A 19,285-nucleotide genomic window follows, 5' to 3' on the forward strand; every position below is an offset into this window, starting at 1 on the left:
TTTCCGATTGAGTGCAGTACAAGTTGATAGTGGCTAGAGGCTAGGGGCTGGAGGCTAGATATAGCGGTTCTTACTTGCTTGTAATACAGTCGGAACCCCACCCCGCATTTGCTTACGCAAACGCTCCCCTCCCCGCTTGCGGGGAGGGGTTGGGGGTGGGGTTGAAATGTACCTCATCCCACCGATAACCGCTATAAATTTACCTTATTGGGATGGAAAATTTTATGATTGGTAATTTGTAATTACAAATTACCAATTACGAGTTTAACTAAGCTTCTCCGCCTACAACGACATCTTTAATGCGGAGACTGGGGCCACCACAGCCTACAGGTAAACCGTTTTGTCCTCCTTTACCGCAGCCACCAGACTCATCCCAGTAGAAATCATCGCCAATTGCTTCAATATCAGCTAGGGTTTGGAAAACATTACCCGACAGTGTGACATCTCTGACAGGTTCGGCAATTTTACCGTTTCTAATCATCCATGCTTCCCCGGCGCTAAAGGTGAACATTTCACCATTAGTCATCCCGCCGAGCCAGTTACGGGCGTAGACTCCTTCTTTGATATCGGTAAATAAATCGGCGACTGGCGTTTTTCCTGGTTCTATCCAGGTATTAGTCATGCGGACAATGGGACTGAAGTGATAATTGAGACAACGTGCGTTACCAGTGGGGGCTTCGTCTAATTTGCCGGCGGTTTCTCGTGAGTGCAACCTTCCCACTAAAACCCCATCTTGGATAAGTTGGGTAGTGGTGGCGGGTGTACCTTCATCATCATAAAAATAACTACCACGGTGTCCGGTTGGGGCTGCACCATCAAAAATTTGTAGTTCTTCTGGCCCAAACCGCCGCCCGATGGTCATAACTTCGAGTAAGTCGGGGTTTTCGTAAGCCATATCGGCTTCGGAAAGATGACCAAAGGCTTCATGAACAAATAAACCTGTGAGGATGGGGTCAATAACTACGGTGTAGGTATTACCTTTAACTGGTGGGAGAGATAAAGCTGCAACGGCTCTTTGTGCGGCACTTTTGACTTGTTCATCTAAATTGATTAAATCTTCGTAGGCTTTGCGAGAACCTGTTGTTTCTCTTCCGGTTTGGACTGTTTCGCCGTTTCTGGCTGTGGCAGCGAAGCGCATTTCCATATCTACCCAAGATTGGTCAATGAGTGTACCTTCTGAGGTCGCAATGATGATTCTTTGGGCGCTATCACCGTAGCGAACGGAAGTTGTAGTAATTTGAGGGTCAACACTTTTTAATAGTTGAGTGTAGCGATCGCACAATTGTTTTTTCTGCGATAAGCTAATTTTACGCGGATCTGTACCCATCAAAGGTAATTGACAGACTGCTTGCACTGGGTCAATGGGGGCTAGTAGAGTTTCTTCATCACCTACCATGCGAGCAGCTGCGATCGCTTCCTCAATTCGTTCTTTAATAGTAGAAAGCTGGTTAAAACTGCTCAAACCCCAGCCACCTTTATAACAAGCGCGAATATGTCCACCAATAGAAATACCTTCACTAAGGGTTTCTACTTTGTCGCCACGCAACAAGATATCAGTCCCTTCTGCTTCCTCTAGGCGAATCATCAAATAATCTACACGGGATGAGTAGCGGGAGATGAGGTCAGCAACTAAATTTTGTGCGTCAGCAAGTGTAGTTGGCATTTGTTGGTAGTCACCACAACGAACTACATTTATTGTGCAGTATCTTGTAGGAGAGAGGGGGGAAAGTTTTTTGGTATGCGGCTTTGTTCTGGAATTGTATTGAAAAAAGACTAATTATGAATAATCTGCTGGAAAAGTAAAGTAAAATTTTAGACCATCATCTTGACATTTGAAACAATGCGATTGCGTCCGGCTTCTTTTGCTTGGTAAAGTGCCTTATCTGCATCAATAATTAAATCGAGAGCTGACGCACCCCAAGTTGGCACTACAGTTGCTACGCCTAAGCTTAAAGTCACGTACTGATTCACTAAAGAACCATCATGAATAATTTGTAAATTTCTGATTTCTGATTGAATTAAATGAGCAATATGAACAGCACCAGCCGCATGGGTATTGGGCATAATGACGGCAAATTCTTCGCCGCCATAACGAGCCACTAAATCTTGATATTTTTGAACTGTTGAGTTTAAGGCATTACCGACTTTTTTTAAACAAACATCTCCCATCGGATGACCATATTGGTCGTTATATAATTTAAAAAAGTCAATGTCACAAAGAATCAGCGATAAAGGTAAAGCTTGCTGGGCTAAATTAATCCACTGGGTATTGAGATAATCATCAAAGCGACGACGATTAGCCAAGCCAGTTAAACTATCTTCGTTTGCTAGTTCTTGCAAGGCTTTATTAGCTGCTTCTAATTGTTTATAAACTTGTGCTTGTTTGAGTAATTGGCGCAACTGCCGACGTAAGACTGTTAGTTGAATTGGTTTTGTAATAAAGTTGATTGCACCTACATCAAAAGCACGATTAATAGAATCTTCGTCATCTAAATTCGTAATCATGACTATTGGCGTATGTTTCCAAAGTTTAGAAATCAAGAGTTCATGTATTTCCAACTCTGAATTAAACTTTGTCATTGCTGATTTTAAATTATCTCTGTTAATTTGTAATAATTCCTGACAACAGGTAAAACCATCCATTACAGGCATGATAGCATCTAGCAAAATGATATCGGGCTTCACAGTTTCATAAGCATCTAAACACTGTTTACCATTAGCAACTTCAACTACTTGGTAGCCTTCATTTTCCATAATTCGCCGCAATGTCATACGGATGACGGGATCATCATCAGCTACGAGAATGACGGGAGACTTTTTGGTAAGAGAAAGTGAACTAATACTTTTCATGAGCCGAGTTCTACAAGTTGTGTTTATCTAGTATGGCTGTGTGGGGTTGCGTCTGGCAAAAAATGACAACTGAAGAAAATATGAACAGTTGGCAATACGGTTAAAGGTGTTTAAATTATTCCCAAAATACACAACAAACTTGATATGGGATGATGGGAGTTTTGCGGAATTTAAGCAATAGGGAGGACAATTTCAAACACTGTTTCTGTGTTTGGCTGAGAACGCACAGTTAAAGTACCGTTATGTTGTTGAATGATTGAATAACTCACAGATAATCCCAAACCTTTTCCTTGTCCCACGGATTTGGTTGTAAAAAAGGGTTCAAAAATCCGGTTGTGGAGACTCTCAGGGATGAAACTGTGTGTATTTGCGATCGCAATTTTTAACTTTGCATTTTCAATTACTTCAGTAAAAATACGAATTTGGGGTTGTTCACTGTTTTGGGGATGCGCTCGAATTGCATCAATCGCATTGTTAATAATATTCAGAAAGACTTGATTTAATTGACTGGGATAGCAAGTTACTAAAGGTAGATTGCCATAGTTCTTAATCACCTGTATTTCGGGGGAATTTGCGGATTTTTGTAAGCGATGCTGCACAAGTAATAATGTGCTTTCAATTCCACTGTGTAAGTCTACAGCCTTAATTTCTGCCTCATCTAGCCGCGAAAAGTTACGTAAACTCAAAACAATTTGACTAATGCGATCGCTCCCTGCTTTCATAGATTCTAAGGTTTGATTAGCATCTGCTAACAAAAAATCAAGCTCAATTTCTTTTTCCATAGCTTGAATAGCAGAATTAGGTTGGGGATATTCCTGCTGATAAAGTTTCAGCAACCGCATCATATCTTGAATGTAATTTTTTGTATGATTAAGATTGCCCTGAATAAAAGTTACTGGATTGTTAATTTCATGAGCAATTCCCGCTACCATTTGCCCAAGAGATGACATTTTTTCGCTATGAATTAATTGTGCTTGAGTTTGTTGTAATTGGGTTAAAGTTTGTTCTAAATCTTCAGCTTTTTGTTTGAGGGCTTGAGTCTTACGGTCTACTTCTACTTCTAAGGTATAAGCATAGTTTTCTGCTTGTTGATATAAACGAGCATTTTCTACAGAAATAGCTGCTTGGCTGGTGAGCAGTTGTAGAATTTCAATGCGATCGCTTGTAAAAGCTCCGATAGTTAAGTTATTTTCTAAATACAAAATCCCGACAAGTTTGCCTTGACGACTAATGGGAGTACATAAAACTGATTTAGGCTGATGAGTAATGATATATTTATCTTTGGCAAATTGTAGTGAATCACTCAGGTTTTCAAATACAGTCGTTTGTTGAGTGCGTGCTACGGCATAAATCAAACTATGGGGAATATTTTGGGATTCTTCTAAAGGAACTTCTAAAGTTGTTACTTGCTCAGTATTGGCTTTAGCTACTACTACTAATTGTTCATTTTGCAGCAAAAATAAATAACCAACTTGTGCGCCTGCATTAGCTATAGCAATCTGCATTAAAGTTGCCAATAATTTTTCTAATTCAATTTCTTGTGAAATAGCTTGTGCAGCTTTCATAACTGCTGGTAAATCTAACCAAAAGTCTTTACCAGTAGTCTTACTAGAGATATGTTGAGTTATACTTGCTTCAGAGTTAATGCCTTGTTTTGTAGGTTTGATAATAGCTGCAAGTAGTTGGGGATATTGTTGTTCTAAATGAGTGATTTTGGCTGCTGCACCCCAAAGAGCATAGCAGTGATAAGCTTGTTCTATATAGACTTGAGCCAGTTTTACTTTACCCCAGTTCAGATAAAATTTGGCTGTTAGTTCATTAGCTAAGGCTTCTTCTTGAATGTAACCATTAGCTTTAGCTCCAGAAATGGCGCGATCATAGTATTCTATAGCCTCATAGTTTTTTCCTAATACTCGATGAATTTCTGCTTCTACTAAATGAAACTTATGCAGGTAATTCATCGGAGCATGTTCCGCCCATTTTTTCAGTAACTGTTGATTATTGATAACCTTATCAAAATCAACAGTTTTAATCTCTGCATCGGGACTAGAATATAATGATAGTAAACTCAAAGATTGATAGAAATTCTTCAAAGGCAGAACCAATAATCCTGCTACACCTTGCTCATATTCTTCAAATTTATTCGCATACTCTTCTGCACGTTTAGGTTCATTAAATAAATACAACAGTAAAAGTTTGGCTAAATAAACATAGCAAATTCCACATACATTACAACTTTGAATTAAAGATGGGAGAGTTACAAGTTCATTGAAACTAGAACCAATGAGCATTGTAGGATTTTCCGCTTTACCCCGCAGATTATTGACTGTTTGTCGCCATGTATTTACCCAAATTACAGAGGCTTCTTGTTTAATTTCCTGAACTAGCTGGCAGTATTTCTCTGCTTCAGCTTCAGTAATTTCGAGATTTTCTCCTGTCCAAAATAAAAATTGACAATAGCTATTAGCGCAATAACCAACATATTCTAAATCGCCATGTTCTAACCCACTAGTTAGACCAGATAAAAATACTGGGAGTACAGAACGAATAGAATCTTGCCAATGTTTAATAAATAAGGCAAAAGTAAAATTAACTTTACTAGTTAATTCTTTAGCTTGTAATTTTTCTAAAACAATAGTTGCCAGTTTACCAAATTCATAGCCGCGTGCTATTTCTCCTGTAGCACATAAAAATAAGCCATAAAGACTATAGGCGATCGCAGCTTGAGGAGAGTTACCATATTGAATGCAGATTTTCACCATTGTGAATATTTTTAAAGGTAACAATTCTGGTTTAGCTAAATATACCGATGCAAATAAACCCGCCAGAATTCGCATTGCTGCTGATTGATATAATTCATTTAGCAGTGGTAAATCAGCTAGGGTTGCTATTGGGCGATCGCCTAAAATAATTTTGAGTTTTTGATGTTGATTGTTCATAGTTTCAACATCACATTGTTCTGGGAAATCTATACCCAGTAAATTCAAAGCTTCTCTACCTGTATCTATTGCATCTAGAAGTTGATTTTGGGATGTGTATGATTGAATTTGAATTTCATAGACCTTGATTTTGTCTAATGAGTGACGAGCCGATAATAGGGTTTGGTCAATTAAATATTTTGATTTGGCAAAATTAGTATTTAAATATTCTGCTTCTGCTAAAGATTCATACAGTTTCAAAGTCAACTCATACTGACTTTGCCAGCTATCTGGATTTAGAAGTGCAACACCAGTGTTTAAATAACTGACAGATGCGGAGTAAGCTGTAGCAGCTTTCGCTTTATTCCCAGCTTGCAAATTTAACTGTGCTAACTGTTCTTTTTGGTGAATATCTTGAATTAATGCTATCCCAATATTTAGCTGATTTACAATATCAAATATCCGGTTTTCTAATTCTGGTACTGCTAAATTACTCAAAAGTAATTGACCAATATTGAGGTGAGTAGCTTGTTTTTGTGATTCAGGAATGAGGGAATAAGCAGCTTGTTGGACGCGATCATGTAGAAAGCGGTAAACGACCTTTTCGATATTGCCAATATTTTTTTCAGCTACATCATAATTAAGATAGAATTTGTACATTTGGCTATGTGGCAGAATCAATCCTTCTTGTAAAGCTTTCCATAAAGCTGTTGCTGTATTGTCTGGTGATTGTTGATAAATAATCGCTAAAGTTGTTAAATCAAAAGAATTACCAATACAAGCGGCTAACTTGAGTACTTCTTGGGTTTCACTAGGTAATTTCTGTAACTGAGTCGCCATAAATTCTACGACATCATCAGTTAGAGATAAGGTATTGATTTGGGCAATATCACATTCCCAATAGCCTTGTTGACGATTAAATATAATCTTGCCGGTTTCGTGTAATGCTTTGAGAAACTGGGTAATGAAAAATGGATTTCCTTGAGTTTTGCGAGTAATTAATTCTGTCAGAGGGTGCGTTCGCTCGGTTGTACAATGCAATGTATCGGCAACTAATTGATTCATATCACCGAAAGCAAGGGGCGACAGAATAATTGTATTCACAGTTTTTTGAGCTTTCTTCAGTTCATCTACCATCAACATAAATGGATGTGTAGGTGAAACTTCATTGTCTCGATAAGCTCCCAATAAAAGTAAATAACTGTTATCCTGCATCAGCAGGTTAATCAATTGTAAGGAAGCGGAATCTGACCACTGTAAATCATCGAGAAAAATAACTAATGGATGTGCTTTGCTTGTAAAGACAGCAATAAAATTTGAAAATAATAAATTAAAGCGATTTTGTGCCGCATTTCCTGACACTTCTGGCACAGTAGGTTGTTTACCAATAATTAATTCTAGTTCAGGAATTACCTCAATTAACACTTGTCCATTATCACCTAACGCCGCCAAAATTTTAGTTTTCCAAGTTTGCAACTGTGCCTCAGTTTCTGACAACAAATGTCCCATTAAATCCCGGAATGCTTGTACAAATGCTGATAGGGGAATGTTCCGGTTAAATTGGTCAAATTTACCTTTAATAAAATATCCTTGCTGACGAGTAATTGATTTGTGGATTTCATTGACGACAGCAGTTTTACCAATTCCCGAAAACCCAGCCACCAACATCATTTCGGAACTACCATTAGTGACGCGCTCAAAAGCTTGTAATAGGATGCTGACTTCAGATTCTCGGCCATAAAGTTTTTCAGGAATCAAGAAGCGATCGCAAGTATCCCGCTTTCCTATGGCAAAATTTCTAATTTCGCCTGTCTCTTGGAGTTGAGCTAAACAAATTTCTAAATCATATCTTAATCCCAAAGCACTTTGATATCTATCTTCGGCATTTTTCGCCATTAATTTCAGCACAATATCTGAAATTATCTGTGGGATTTCTTTATTGTTCCCTATTGCTGTTGGCATTTTTGCCAGATGACAATGCACCAACTCCATTGGATCAGCAGAGATAAATGGTAATTCTCCGGTTAGTAACTCATAAAACGTCACACCTAAAGAATAAAAATCACTACGATAATCTATCCCTCGATTCATTCTTCCTGTTTGTTCAGGAGAGATATAAGCAAGTGTACCTTCTAAAATATTAGGACTTTTAATTTCTTGAGTTTCTTTGGGTAAAAGAGAGGCAATACTAAAATCTATTAATCTAACTTTTTGAGTTTGGGGATGAATTAAGATATTGACTGGTTTAATATCTTTATGAATCACACGATTTTGGTGTAAATCTTGCAAAATCTGGGTTAATTGAATAGCGATCGCTAAAAAATCAACGAGTGATAATGGCGTATTTTCAACATATTCTTTTAAAGAAATTTCTCCAGCATCTTCCATCACCAAAATATAACCATTGTTATATGCTTCTAACCCTAAAGGACGAATAATCCCAGGAATATTGAGATTTTTGCTAATGGTATATTGGTTACGAAATTGCAATAATTCATTGAAGTTGGGAGATTCAGAGGTCAGCAGTTTAATGACGACTGGGAGATTTTCTTTCTCTCGGATAGCTCGATAAACTTGGGTTTTAGAACCTGCATAAAGCTGAGAGCTAATTTGATATCCAGGAATCACGGGAGTAGCACTAGCCGCCATCTCTACTGACCTCATGGTATAATTTATATTGATAAAGCTAGTATTCCCAAGAAATAACTGAGTGTTCACAAACAGATAAAATTAGTCAAAATATATATAAATATTGGATTTTGACTATAACCGCATCATAAGCTGTTGCTCAACAGTTGAATCACTTAGTCTTATTTATGACTTAATCTATGTGGTTTCAGCTAAGAATCCTTCCTTGTATATTGTCCTCACAAGTTCCTCAAGTTTTTACTTTAACTTCAACTTAGAAACAGCAAAGTCTAGAAGCAAGAGAGGCTAGTACAACAAGGCAAAAGGAAAAAGAAATAATAACGATACCACAAGCCTTTTAACTTTTGACTTTTAACTTTTGACTTCCGTGTAGCGATACTAGCCTCTTTTATCAACTCAGGGGAACGGAGCAGAATGAACAACAGAACCTTTGCAACCATTGATGGTAACGAAGCTGTTGCCCAAGTTATCTATAAACTGAATGAAGTTATCGCCATTTATCCCATTACGCCTTCGTCACCGATGGCTGAATGGGCGGATGCTTGGGCGAGTGAAAGTAAACCAAATATTTGGGGAACTGTACCAACAGTAGTGCAGATGCAGAGTGAAGGCGGCGTAGCGGGTGCTGTACATGGTGCTTTGCAAACAGGTTCTTTAACAACCACATTCACCGCATCCCAGGGATTATTGTTGATGATCCCGAATATGTACAAAATCGCGGGAGAACTCACACCTACAGTATTTCATATTGCGGCGCGATCGCTCGCTGCCCAAGGTCTATCGATTTTTGGCGACCATAGTGACGTGATGGCTTGTCGTGGTACTGGTTTTGCGATGTTATGCGCCGCCTCTGTGCAAGAAGCCCATGATTTTGCTTTAATTTCTACCAGAGCAAGTTTAGAATCTCGCCTGCCTTTTTTACATTTCTTTGATGGTTTTCGCACTTCCCACGAAGTTGATAAATTAGAGCTTTTAGATGAAGCAGATTTACGCGCTTTCATTCCCAATGAATTAGTATTTGCCCATCGTTCCCGCGCCTTAACTCCCGATAAACCAGTGTTACGGGGTACAGCCCAAAACCCTGATGTTTATTTTCAAGCCAGAGAAACGGTTAATTCTTATTATAATAATTGTCCAGAAATCACCCAAAAAATCATGGATGAGTTCGCCCAAATGACAGGGCGACAATATCAATTATTTGAATATTATGGTGACTCCAGCGCCGAGAGAATTATCGTAATTATGGGTTCTGGTTGCGAAGCCGTCCAAGAAACCGTAGATTATCTCAATGCCCGTGGTGAAAAAGTTGGTGTAGTTAAAGTGCGGCTATATCGTCCCTTTGATAGTCAAAGATTTGTTGATGTTTTACCCGCCACTACTCGCACTATTGCCGTTTTAGACCGCAGTAAAGAACCAGGCGCATCCGGTGAACCGTTGTATTTGGATGTTGTTACAGCTATAACTGAACACGCACTCAGCACTCACACTTCGGCTCCGCTCAGTGAACAGCACTTTCAACTCAGCACTCCCCAAGTTGTTGGCGGAAGATATGGTTTATCTTCCAAAGAATTTACACCGGCGATGATTAAAGCGGTGTTTGATAATTTGGCACAGACTACACCTAAAAATCATTTCACAATTGGCATTAACGATGATGTCACTCACACCAGCTTAGATTATGACCCTGAATTTCACATCGAACCTGATAATATAGTCCGGGCAATTTTCTATGGTTTGGGTTCCGATGGGACTGTGGGTGCAAATAAAAACTCTATTAAAATTATTGGCGAAGAAACTGATAATTACGCCCAAGGTTATTTTGTCTACGACTCGAAAAAATCTGGTTCGGTGACGGTTTCGCATCTCCGCTTCGGTTCTCAACCTATTCACTCAACTTATTTAATTAGCCAAGCCAACTTTGTCGCCTGTCACCAATGGGGATTTTTAGAACAGTTTGAGATGTTGGCGCATATTATCCCTGGTGGAATTTTCTTATTAAATAGTCCTTATAGCTTAGAGGATGTTTGGCAGAAATTACCGAGATTAGTTCAAACACAAATTATTGAAAAGCAACTCAAATTTTATGTAATTAATGCTTATAAAGTTGCCCGCGAAGCCGGGATGGGTGGCAGAATAAATACGGTCATGCAAGTATGCTTTTTTGCTTTATCTGGTGTGTTGCCACGGGAAGAAGCGATCGCCCAAATCAAACAATCAATTATCAAATCCTACGGCAAAAAGGGCAATGAAATTGTCCAAATGAACCTCAACGCCGTAGACCGCACCTTAGAGAACCTCCACGAAGTCCCAGTTTCTCAAGGTGTAGATAGTCACATCGAACTGCGCCCACCTGTACCCGATACTGCACCAGCTTTTGTGCGGGAAGTGTTGGGTAAAATGATTGCTAAATGTGGCGATGATTTACCTGTAAGTGCATTACCTGTGGATGGAACTTACCCCACCGGCACAGCCAAATGGGAAAAACGCAACATTACCCAAGAAATTCCTGTGTGGGATGCAGATGTCTGCGTGCAGTGTGGTAAATGTGTGATGGTATGTCCCCACAGTGTGATTCGCAGTAAGGTTTATGAACCCCAAGAACTAGAAAATGCACCGCCGACTTTTAAGAGTACCAATGCCAAAGACCATGATTGGCACGGGTTAAAATATACCATCCAAGTAGCAGCAGAAGATTGTACAGGGTGCGGTATTTGCGTCGATGTGTGTCCGGCGAAGAATAAAAGCGAAACGCGCAAAAAAGCCATCAATATGGAACCACAACCCCCATTGCGAGAAGCTGAACGGCAAAATTGGGATTTCTTCTTGAATCTTCCCAACCCTGATAGACGCAACTTAAAGCTAAATCATATCAATCAACAGCAAATGCAAGAACCACTATTTGAATTTTCTGGTGCTTGCGCTGGTTGTGGGGAAACTCCCTATATTAAATTAGCAACACAGTTGTTTGGCGATCGCATGATTGTTGCTAACGCCACTGGTTGTTCTTCGATTTATGGCGGTAACTTACCCACCACACCTTGGACACAAAACGCCGCAGGACGCGGCCCGGCTTGGTCTAACAGTTTATTTGAAGATAACGCCGAATTTGGGTTAGGTTTTCGCATTTCCATTGATAAACAAGCCGAATTCGCCGCCGAATTGCTGACTTTACTTGCACCAGTGGTAGGAGAGGAACTAGCAAATAGTATTCTCAACGCAGTGCAGAAAGATGAAGCCGATATTTGCGAACAACGCGATCGCATTGCTATCCTCAAGCAAAAGCTAGAAATTATAAATCATCCCAAAGCCAAGGAACTGCTGAGTATTGCCGACTACCTCGTGAAAAAAAGTGTCTGGATGATTGGCGGTGATGGTTGGGCTTATGATATCGGCTTTGGCGGACTAGATCACGTCTTCGCCAGTGGTCGGAATGTGAATATTTTAGTTCTCGATACAGAGGTATATTCCAACACAGGCGGGCAGATGTCCAAATCTACCCCGAAAGCCGCAGTCGCCAAATTTGCGGCTGGTGGTAAACCTGCACCCAAAAAAGACTTAGGTTTAATCGCTATGACTTACGGTAACGTCTACGTTGCGAGTGTGGCGATGGGTGCGAGAGATGAACATACACTCAAAGCATTTTTAGAAGCCGAGGCTTATCCTGGAACATCATTGATTATCGCCTACAGTCATTGCATTGCTCACGGCATAGATTTGAGTCAAGGAATGCAAAATCAAAAAGCCGCCGTAGATTCTGGTAGATGGCTACTGTATAGATATAACCCCGAACTCCGCAACATCGGCGAAAATCCCCTACAAATAGACTCGCGCACACCAAAACTACCGATAGAACAATCGATGTATTTAGAAAACCGCTTCAAAATGCTGACCAAAATTAACCCCGCAGCAGCCAAGCAGTTACTCCAAGAAGCCCAAGCCGATGTTCATACGCGATGGCAAACCTATCAACAGTTGAAAAGTATGAAGTATGAAGTGTGAAGTCTGAAATTTCATACTCCCTACTCCCTAGCTTCTAACCTCTAACCCCTTAAATAATATGGATATAACTACAACATACATGGGGTTGCAACTGCGATCGCCCCTTGTCCCCTCATCGTCTCCCCTAACAGAAAATATTGATAACATTCAACGGATGGAAGATGCTGGTGCTGGTGCAGTGGTAATGCACTCACTGTTTGAAGAACAGTTAATCTTAGAAAGCTACGAACTGCATCATCACTTAACTTATGGGACAGAAAGTTTTGCGGAATCTCTGACTTATTTTCCTGAACCAGAAAGATTTCGCATCGGCCCAGACGAATATTTAGAACTAATTCACAAAGCTAAGGAAAAAGTCGATATCCCAATTATTGGCAGTTTGAATGGTTCTTCTTTAGATGGCTGGACTGACTACGCTAGGCTTTTAGAACAAGCAGGTATTTCTGCACTAGAATTAAATACCTACTACGTCCAAACTGACACGGAACTTCCAGGGGAAGATATCGAGGAAAGTTACGTCAATATGGTGCGTAACGTCAAAGCCTCTGTGAATGTTCCCGTTGCAGTCAAGCTGAGTCCCTATTTTACCAATATGGCCAATTTCGCCCAGCGTTTAGATCATGCTGGGGCCGATGCTTTGGTATTGTTCAACCGCTTTTATCAACCAGATATCAACCTCGAAACCTTGGAAGTCGAACCAAACGTATTGTTAAGCACTCCCCAAGATATCCGCTTACCTCTGCGTTGGATTGCTATTCTCTACGATCGCATCCATGCCGACTTAGCCGCAACTAGTGGTATTCATAACGCTCACGATGTCTTAAAAATGCTGATGGTTGGCGCAAATATTACTATGTTGTGTTCTGTACTGCTGCGTCAAGGTATTAATCACATCCGTTGCATCGAGGAGGAAATGCGCCAATGGATGGAAAAACACGAATACGAATCAGTCCGACAGTTGCAAGGTAGCATGAGTCAGAAAAATTGCCCAAATCCCAGCGCCTTTGAACGCGCCCAATATATGAAGGCCTTGCGGACTTATAAACCTGAATGGGGGCGGATTTATGAACCATCTTATTATCATGGCTAAAGCCGGGAGTGGGGTACGAGGGTGTACTTCTCTGCGAGACGCTCCGCGAACGACTGCGCTCAGTAACCAGAGTGTAGAGATGTAAGGGAGAACATCTAATAACAAATGACAAATGACCAATGACAAATAACTATGAAAAAACGTATTGGTATTCTTACTAGTGGTGGCGACTGTCCAGGGTTGAATTGTGTGATTCGTGCGGTTGTGAGTCATGCCACACTCACATACGATTGGGAAGTTGTTGGTATTCCTTACGCTACACAAGGTTTATTAGAGCGACAAGCGATCGCACTCAGTGTTCACGGTTGGGATTTACGCGGTATTGATCCCCTGCTGAATATGGGCGGTACTATTCTCGGCACAATCAATAAGGGTGATACCTTAGCCCGTGCTAGTGAGATGATTGCTGGTTATGCCGAGTTAAAATTAGATGCTTTAATTGCCATTGGTGGTGATGGCAGTATGAACATCATCCATCAACTAGCTATTCTTGGCAATTGGAATTTAATTACGATTCCCAAAACCATAGACAATGACGTTGCTTTAACAGAAAGAGCGATCGGATTTGATACTGCTGTGAATACAATTGTTGATGCTCTCAATCGTCTCACATTTACCGCCGCCAGCCACGATCGCGTCATGATTGTCGAAGTGATGGGGCGCAACGCCGGACATTTAGCTTTACATTCCGGTATTGCCGGCGGCGCAGATGTCATATTAATCCCCGAATTAACATACACAATTCCCGGTTTATGTCAACATATTGACGAACTGCGAAATACTTGGCGGCGGAAATTTGCCATTGTTGTTGTTGCGGAAGGTATTTCACCCTGCGTAGCCGATTTTGGTAACAGTTGCAGTTTAGAACTCAATAGCAAATCCCCATCATTAAAATGTGGCATGGGACAATACATTGCCGACCAAATCGCTCAATGTACTAACCATGAAGTAGATACACGAGTTTCAGTTTTAGGACATATTCAACGCGGTGGAATTCCTTCTGCATTAGACAGACTCACAGCTACAGTCTTTGGCAAAGCTGCTGTAGATTTAATCGCCCAAGAAAAATACGACCGGATGGTAGCTTGGCAAAATGGCCAAGTTGTCCCTGTCCCCATTGCTGATGTAGTCGCTAAAAGCCCATCACCCGTAGACCCCGGCAGTTATTTGATACACAGCGCCCGTGCTTTAGGGACGTATGTAGGTGAGTAATGAGTGCTGAGTGCTGAGTTATGAGTGCTGAGTTATGAGTTATGAGTGCTGAGTAAAAGATTCTCTCCCTACTCCCTACTCCCTACTCCCTACTCCCTACTCCCTACTCCCGGTTGGTGAGCGTACTTGTACTGAGCGCAGCCGAAGTAGCCGAACCACTCCCTACTCCCGACAAAAACTAAACGTCTGTGTTGGTAAGTTCCAACTAGCAAATATACCATTTCCCAAGGGTAAGCCATCAGGGTTAAATCTGAGGGCGTGTCCTGGCGCGTTGGGGTTTTCGACTACCGCTAGAGAAGATTTGCCTTGTCCTGTCCAATAGATTTTGCCGTCAGGTGCTAACCTCGGCCCAGAATAGCCAGTTGTATCGCCAATAGGTAAAATATCAATTTCGGTTTCAATCTCAGTCACTAAGTCGATTTGATGTGGTGTGGCGTTCCAACCTTCTAAAGTCTGGTGTTTCCACTGTCCAAACTCCCAATCACCTCTAGAGTAATACAACTTTGTACTATCAGGTGAGAAAGCGCAACAGTAACCAGCCGAACCGCGAATTAAAAAATCGCTGTGGCTAATTGTACCTGTAGTCCGGTCAACTTTGGCGATCGCAATTCCTAACCCTGCCACACCCAAAGCAACTTTCTGCCAATTGGGACTGAAAATAATCGAACCTTTATGAACTTTTTTACCAACTAAGGGATTCAACCGATTTTCGGGAAAATCAATTGGTGAAGCTACATATTTACTATTGATGCCATTTTTATCTACTAGGTAGGCACGCACCTCTGTTCTGCCATTAAAAATTATCAGCCAAAAAGCCTCGCCATTGCTATGGGGTACAACACCCAATGCTTCCCCAGGGTTATCTTGTTTACCTGTCAATTTCCGGTTCAATAAAATTACTGAACCATTCATACCTTGAGATAAATCCGCAATCGAGTAATATATCTCCTGATTGTTATTGGTAAAGATATAAAATCTGTCAGGATGACTACCAGGCGCAGGTACAATTGCTACTGCTTGTGTCGCCGACCAACTTTTTGCACCCCAAACTCCGTTATCTAATATTTCATGAGTTTGTCCGTGGAAAATGAATTGACCATCACTGTATAACCGCAGTTTACCTGTTATTGGGTCGGTGTAGCTGGCAGTTGCTTCAAAGCCTGAACTCTGTCCTACTTGATGAAGAATTTTTGGGCGATCGCTACCAAAGTCAATTAAGACTTTTTTCCTCACTCCTGTATACCAAAATCTATCGGGGACAGCAAGTTTTGTAATCGGTAGTGCATTCATGGCGAGTTTTCTTGAGCAATTAATTGTCTAATTTAGCTGTCAAGACTATTAAAAATACCACCTACTAATATCTTGATTTGTAATTAAATTTATGCTTGTTTTAGTATTAATGTTGAGTCATTAATTTGATTTATATAAGACTCATATTTAATTTGAGAACACATCAGTACACCCACAAAAGGCTTCTTTCCTACTTCCCAATGCCCACCTGCTAAAACGGAAGAAACTTCCGCAACACAGTGGCTCTTAGCTATTCCCTACTCTCTGACTAAACAAATAGATTCGGAAAATAAACCGGATTTCTGTATGTGATTGTGATTCCAATTATGTTGTACTTACGTACATAATATTGGAAAATTTAGCAATCTTTTTCGGACAGGTATACTGATGAATTAATTTATTTTTAATAATTGCTAAAAAACAATCGTCAAGTCAGGACATTGATATCTGCTTGACTTTATAAAACTAACATACAGTATCATAAATTTTTGTATCTTCATACACAAAATTTCTATTTCTTGGTGATGCTACTTAATATTTCTACTGAAAAATTAATATTTATTAATCGGTCATAAGTCATAAACTTATGAACTTCCTGGTTGAAAATTTAGCTCTGGAAATATGTATAAATTTATAGAAATAATTTACTACTTTAGATAGAAGACAGGATGAAAACATACAATTAAGGATTTAATCACAAGTATTTGGTAGCTGACGTAAAAAATCAGAAAATGTTGCCGTAGTTGATTTATGCGCTCATTTAGTTCAAATTTAATTGAGATAAATCTCTTACTCAGTTCTAAAATTTAATGGGAATGTTCAATGAAGCTCTACTACGTCACATTGAATAATACAGATGAAGCGCGACAAATTGGACGCTCATTACTCGAACATAAGTTAGCAGTTTGCGTGAATTGGTTTCCGATTACCTGTGCTTATAGCTGGGAAGGGGAAATTACTGAAGAACCAGAAGTAGTACTGATAGTGAAAACTCAAGATGGTTATGGTGCAGAAATTGAAAAGTTAATCCGCCAGCACATCAGCTACACTAACTTTGTTGCAGAGATTTCACCCACAATGGTGAATGCAGGGTTTCTTAATTGGTTAAATGCCGAAGTTGATGAGAAAGGGGTTAGAGGTTAGTATTTTTACTGAGTTTAATTGCTAAAAACTTGACTAGTTAAATTTTTAAAATTCAAAATGGGATGAGCTATGGCGATTTTAAAATTAGAAGATGGCAAAATTCTCACAGATATCAATCACATTGCCAAAGAACTCGCACCGTTAAACATTCAACTCAATCGCTGGTCTGTGGGAGAAAATTCAGAGTTACATCATCTATTAAACCAAGATAGCCTCAACGAAGACCAAAAAAACCAAGTCCTGGAATTTCTAGATCATTATTTTGAAAAGCTACAACAAACAGCAGGTTATCAATCCCGTGATTTAATTGTGTTGCATCCAGCAATTCCCGACTTGGATGGATTTCTGGCAAAATTTTCCCAAATTCATACCCACGCTGATGATGAGGTACGCTACGTGATTGATGGTGAAGCCGTTTTTGGCTTCGTGCGTCCTGATGATAGCCAAGTAGAACTCACAGTACAACCACAAGAATATATCAACGTACCAGCCGGAACCGAACACTGGTTTTATCTCTCCCCCGCGCGACGAGTCAAAGCTGTGCGTTATTTTATCGATACAGCAGGCTGGGTTCCCCAGTATACAGGTAAAGAGATTCGCACCCATCAAGCTGTTGCTTAACAAAGGTAAGGGACTTCCGATTAAAAATTATCACTGTGTAGGCAGGGAGCATTGGTTCGGCTACTTCGGCTGCGCTCAGTACAAGTACGCTCACCAACCAGGGATAGGGGAAAAGAGTTTTGTCGGAAAAATCAAATTAATCTAACAGGATGAAACTGTGAAGCGGATTGTTTTTTGCGATTTTGATGGGACAATCACTGTAGATGAAACCTTTGTGGCGGTGCTAAAAAAGTTTGCGCCGGAAGTGGCTGGAAAATTTCTACCAGAAATGTATGCTCAAAGGGTAACACTGCGGGAGGGAGTCAAGAAAATTTTAGAATCAATTCCATCTTCAGAGTATGGAAAAGTTTTAGAATTTACGCGATCGCAACCCATCCGTCAAGGATTTATCGAACTGCTAGATTTTCTAGATTCCCAAAATGTTCCTTTGGTTGTGGTGTCTGGTGGACTGCGGGGAATGGTAGAAGTAGTTTTAGGTGAGATAGCCCCAAGAGTAACAGCAATTCACGCCGTTGATCTAGATACGACTGGTGCTTACTTCCAAGTTAATTCTGATTATGAAGGCGGTACAGAATTAGTCGCCAAGGTGCAAGTCATGGCAAAATATCCGGCTGATGAGACAATTGCCATAGGTGACTCCCTCACAGATTTGAATATGGGCTTACAAGCTTCGATTGTATTTGCCCGCGATCGCCTAGCATATTACTTAGACCAACATCAAAAACCTTATATTCCCTGGAATAATTTCTCCGATATTCAGGCGTATCTACAGCAATTGTGGAAACTGTGATTGATCCTCGTACAGAATTGATAACAACAGCCCGTCACTTTTACCAGCAAGGTTGGATGGTAGGCACAGCCGGAAATCTTTCGGTATTATTGAGCGATCGCAGTTTTTGGATTACCGCTAGTGGTGTGTCTAAAGGCGAACTCTCACACAGTGATTTTGCCCGTGTTTATCCAGATGGCAAAATTGAGACAGCCGCACCGCATTTCAAACCTTCGGCGGAAACTGGTATTCACCAATTAATTTATCACCTGTTTCCTGAAGCCCAAGCCTGCTATCACATTCATTCCATCGAGTCCAACTTAGTGGCGCGTTTTGTAGTGGGAGATAGTTTACTTCTACCACCTTTAGAAATGCTCAAAGGCTTGGGAGTGTGGGAAGAAAACCCCAGTTGTACAGTACCAATTTTTACCAATCACCTCCAAGTTTCCCAGATTGTGGCGGAGATTAGCGATCGCTTTCAGATAAATCCACCCAAAATTCCCGCCTTGCTCATCCGTGACCACGGTATCACAGTCTGGGCATCTTCTTGGCAAACAGCCCGTAACTACATAGAGTTGATAGACTACATCTTCCGTTACATGTTAGCTGTAAGACAACTGGGACTTGAGGGAGACAATAACAATTAATACAGCAGATTCGATGTTTATGAGGTACAGCAACTGATTGAAAAAAGTAATGAGTAATGAGTCCGAAATTTACTTATGACTCACTACTTAACAAAAG

General features: G+C 40.4%; 11 protein-coding genes. 7 read left to right on the forward strand and 4 right to left on the reverse strand.

All coding sequences use genetic code 11. The features are described 5' to 3' along the window. Positions 1 to 268 precede the first annotated feature (268 nt). The 3 genes from H6G77_RS19685 to H6G77_RS19695 form a co-directional block, all read right to left on the reverse strand. Positions 269 to 1,663 (reverse strand): TldD/PmbA family protein, encoded by a 1,395-nt coding sequence (locus H6G77_RS19685; protein ID WP_190589461.1) that lies wholly within the window; start codon positions 1,661 to 1,663, stop codon positions 269 to 271. A gap of 149 nt (positions 1,664 to 1,812) precedes the next feature. Continuing rightward, complete coding sequence (locus H6G77_RS19690) at positions 1,813 to 2,850, reverse strand: PleD family two-component system response regulator (protein WP_190589462.1); 1,038 nt, start codon at positions 2,848 to 2,850, stop codon at positions 1,813 to 1,815. Between the two features lie 170 nt (positions 2,851 to 3,020). Then, positions 3,021 to 8,432: an ATP-binding sensor histidine kinase gene (locus H6G77_RS19695; protein ID WP_190872498.1), complete on the reverse strand. Its 5,412-nt coding sequence runs from the start codon at positions 8,430 to 8,432 to the stop codon at positions 3,021 to 3,023. 399 nt (positions 8,433 to 8,831) lie between these two features. Between H6G77_RS19695 and nifJ the strand changes: the two genes are divergently transcribed. The 3 genes from nifJ (at position 8,832) to H6G77_RS19710 (ending at position 14,718) form a co-directional block, all read left to right on the forward strand. Continuing rightward, on the forward strand, positions 8,832 to 12,416 hold the full coding sequence (gene nifJ, locus H6G77_RS19700) for a pyruvate:ferredoxin (flavodoxin) oxidoreductase (protein ID WP_190872499.1): 3,585 nt from the start codon (positions 8,832 to 8,834) through the stop codon (positions 12,414 to 12,416). A 58-nt stretch (positions 12,417 to 12,474) separates the two neighbouring features. Next, positions 12,475 to 13,506 (forward strand): dihydroorotate dehydrogenase-like protein, encoded by a 1,032-nt coding sequence (locus tag H6G77_RS19705; protein WP_190872500.1) that lies wholly within the window; start codon positions 12,475 to 12,477, stop codon positions 13,504 to 13,506. Positions 13,507 to 13,638: 132 nt separating this feature from the next. Further along, positions 13,639 to 14,718, forward strand: coding sequence for an ATP-dependent 6-phosphofructokinase (locus H6G77_RS19710; protein WP_190872501.1), 1,080 nt, complete (start codon positions 13,639 to 13,641; stop codon positions 14,716 to 14,718). A gap of 162 nt (positions 14,719 to 14,880) precedes the next feature. Here the strand turns inward: H6G77_RS19710 and H6G77_RS19715 are convergent, their stop codons facing one another. After that, positions 14,881 to 16,008 (reverse strand): hypothetical protein, encoded by a 1,128-nt coding sequence (locus H6G77_RS19715; RefSeq protein WP_190872502.1) that lies wholly within the window; start codon positions 16,006 to 16,008, stop codon positions 14,881 to 14,883. A gap of 822 nt (positions 16,009 to 16,830) precedes the next feature. Between H6G77_RS19715 and cutA the strand changes: the two genes are divergently transcribed. The 4 genes from cutA to mtnB all read left to right on the forward strand — a co-directional run bounded on the left by cutA (position 16,831) and on the right by mtnB (position 19,188). Continuing rightward, positions 16,831 to 17,151: a divalent-cation tolerance protein CutA gene (cutA, locus tag H6G77_RS19720; protein ID WP_190589468.1), complete on the forward strand. Its 321-nt coding sequence runs from the start codon at positions 16,831 to 16,833 to the stop codon at positions 17,149 to 17,151. 69 nt (positions 17,152 to 17,220) lie between these two features. Next, positions 17,221 to 17,772, forward strand: coding sequence for an acireductone dioxygenase (locus H6G77_RS19725; protein WP_190872503.1), 552 nt, complete (start codon positions 17,221 to 17,223; stop codon positions 17,770 to 17,772). A gap of 157 nt (positions 17,773 to 17,929) precedes the next feature. Further along, positions 17,930 to 18,562: an HAD-IB family phosphatase gene (locus tag H6G77_RS19730; protein ID WP_190872504.1), complete on the forward strand. Its 633-nt coding sequence runs from the start codon at positions 17,930 to 17,932 to the stop codon at positions 18,560 to 18,562. Then, positions 18,550 to 19,188, forward strand: coding sequence for a methylthioribulose 1-phosphate dehydratase (mtnB, locus tag H6G77_RS19735; RefSeq protein WP_190872505.1), 639 nt, complete (start codon positions 18,550 to 18,552; stop codon positions 19,186 to 19,188). Before H6G77_RS19730 ends, mtnB begins: the two co-directional genes overlap by 13 nt. Positions 19,189 to 19,285 lie beyond the last annotated feature (97 nt).

Origin of the sequence: Aulosira sp. FACHB-615 (assembly GCF_014698045.1) — a bacterium.
Classification (GTDB): domain Bacteria; phylum Cyanobacteriota; class Cyanobacteriia; order Cyanobacteriales; family Nostocaceae; genus Nostoc_B.

What these genes read in the sequence shown, in the direction of transcription:
- H6G77_RS19685 (WP_190589461.1), bottom strand. Translation starts at nt 1,663, where the DNA reads ATGCCAACTACACTTGCTGACGCACAAAATTTAGTTGCTGACCTCATC.
- H6G77_RS19690 (WP_190589462.1), bottom strand. Translation starts at nt 2,850, where the DNA reads ATGAAAAGTATTAGTTCACTTTCTCTTACCAAAAAGTCTCCCGTCATT.
- H6G77_RS19695 (WP_190872498.1), bottom strand. Translation starts at nt 8,432, where the DNA reads ATGAGGTCAGTAGAGATGGCGGCTAGTGCTACTCCCGTGATTCCTGGA.
- nifJ (WP_190872499.1), top strand. Translation starts at nt 8,832, where the DNA reads ATGAACAACAGAACCTTTGCAACCATTGATGGTAACGAAGCTGTTGCC.
- H6G77_RS19705 (WP_190872500.1), top strand. Translation starts at nt 12,475, where the DNA reads ATGGATATAACTACAACATACATGGGGTTGCAACTGCGATCGCCCCTT.
- H6G77_RS19710 (WP_190872501.1), top strand. Translation starts at nt 13,639, where the DNA reads ATGAAAAAACGTATTGGTATTCTTACTAGTGGTGGCGACTGTCCAGGG.
- H6G77_RS19715 (WP_190872502.1), bottom strand. Translation starts at nt 16,008, where the DNA reads ATGAATGCACTACCGATTACAAAACTTGCTGTCCCCGATAGATTTTGG.
- cutA (WP_190589468.1), top strand. Translation starts at nt 16,831, where the DNA reads ATGAAGCTCTACTACGTCACATTGAATAATACAGATGAAGCGCGACAA.
- H6G77_RS19725 (WP_190872503.1), top strand. Translation starts at nt 17,221, where the DNA reads ATGGCGATTTTAAAATTAGAAGATGGCAAAATTCTCACAGATATCAAT.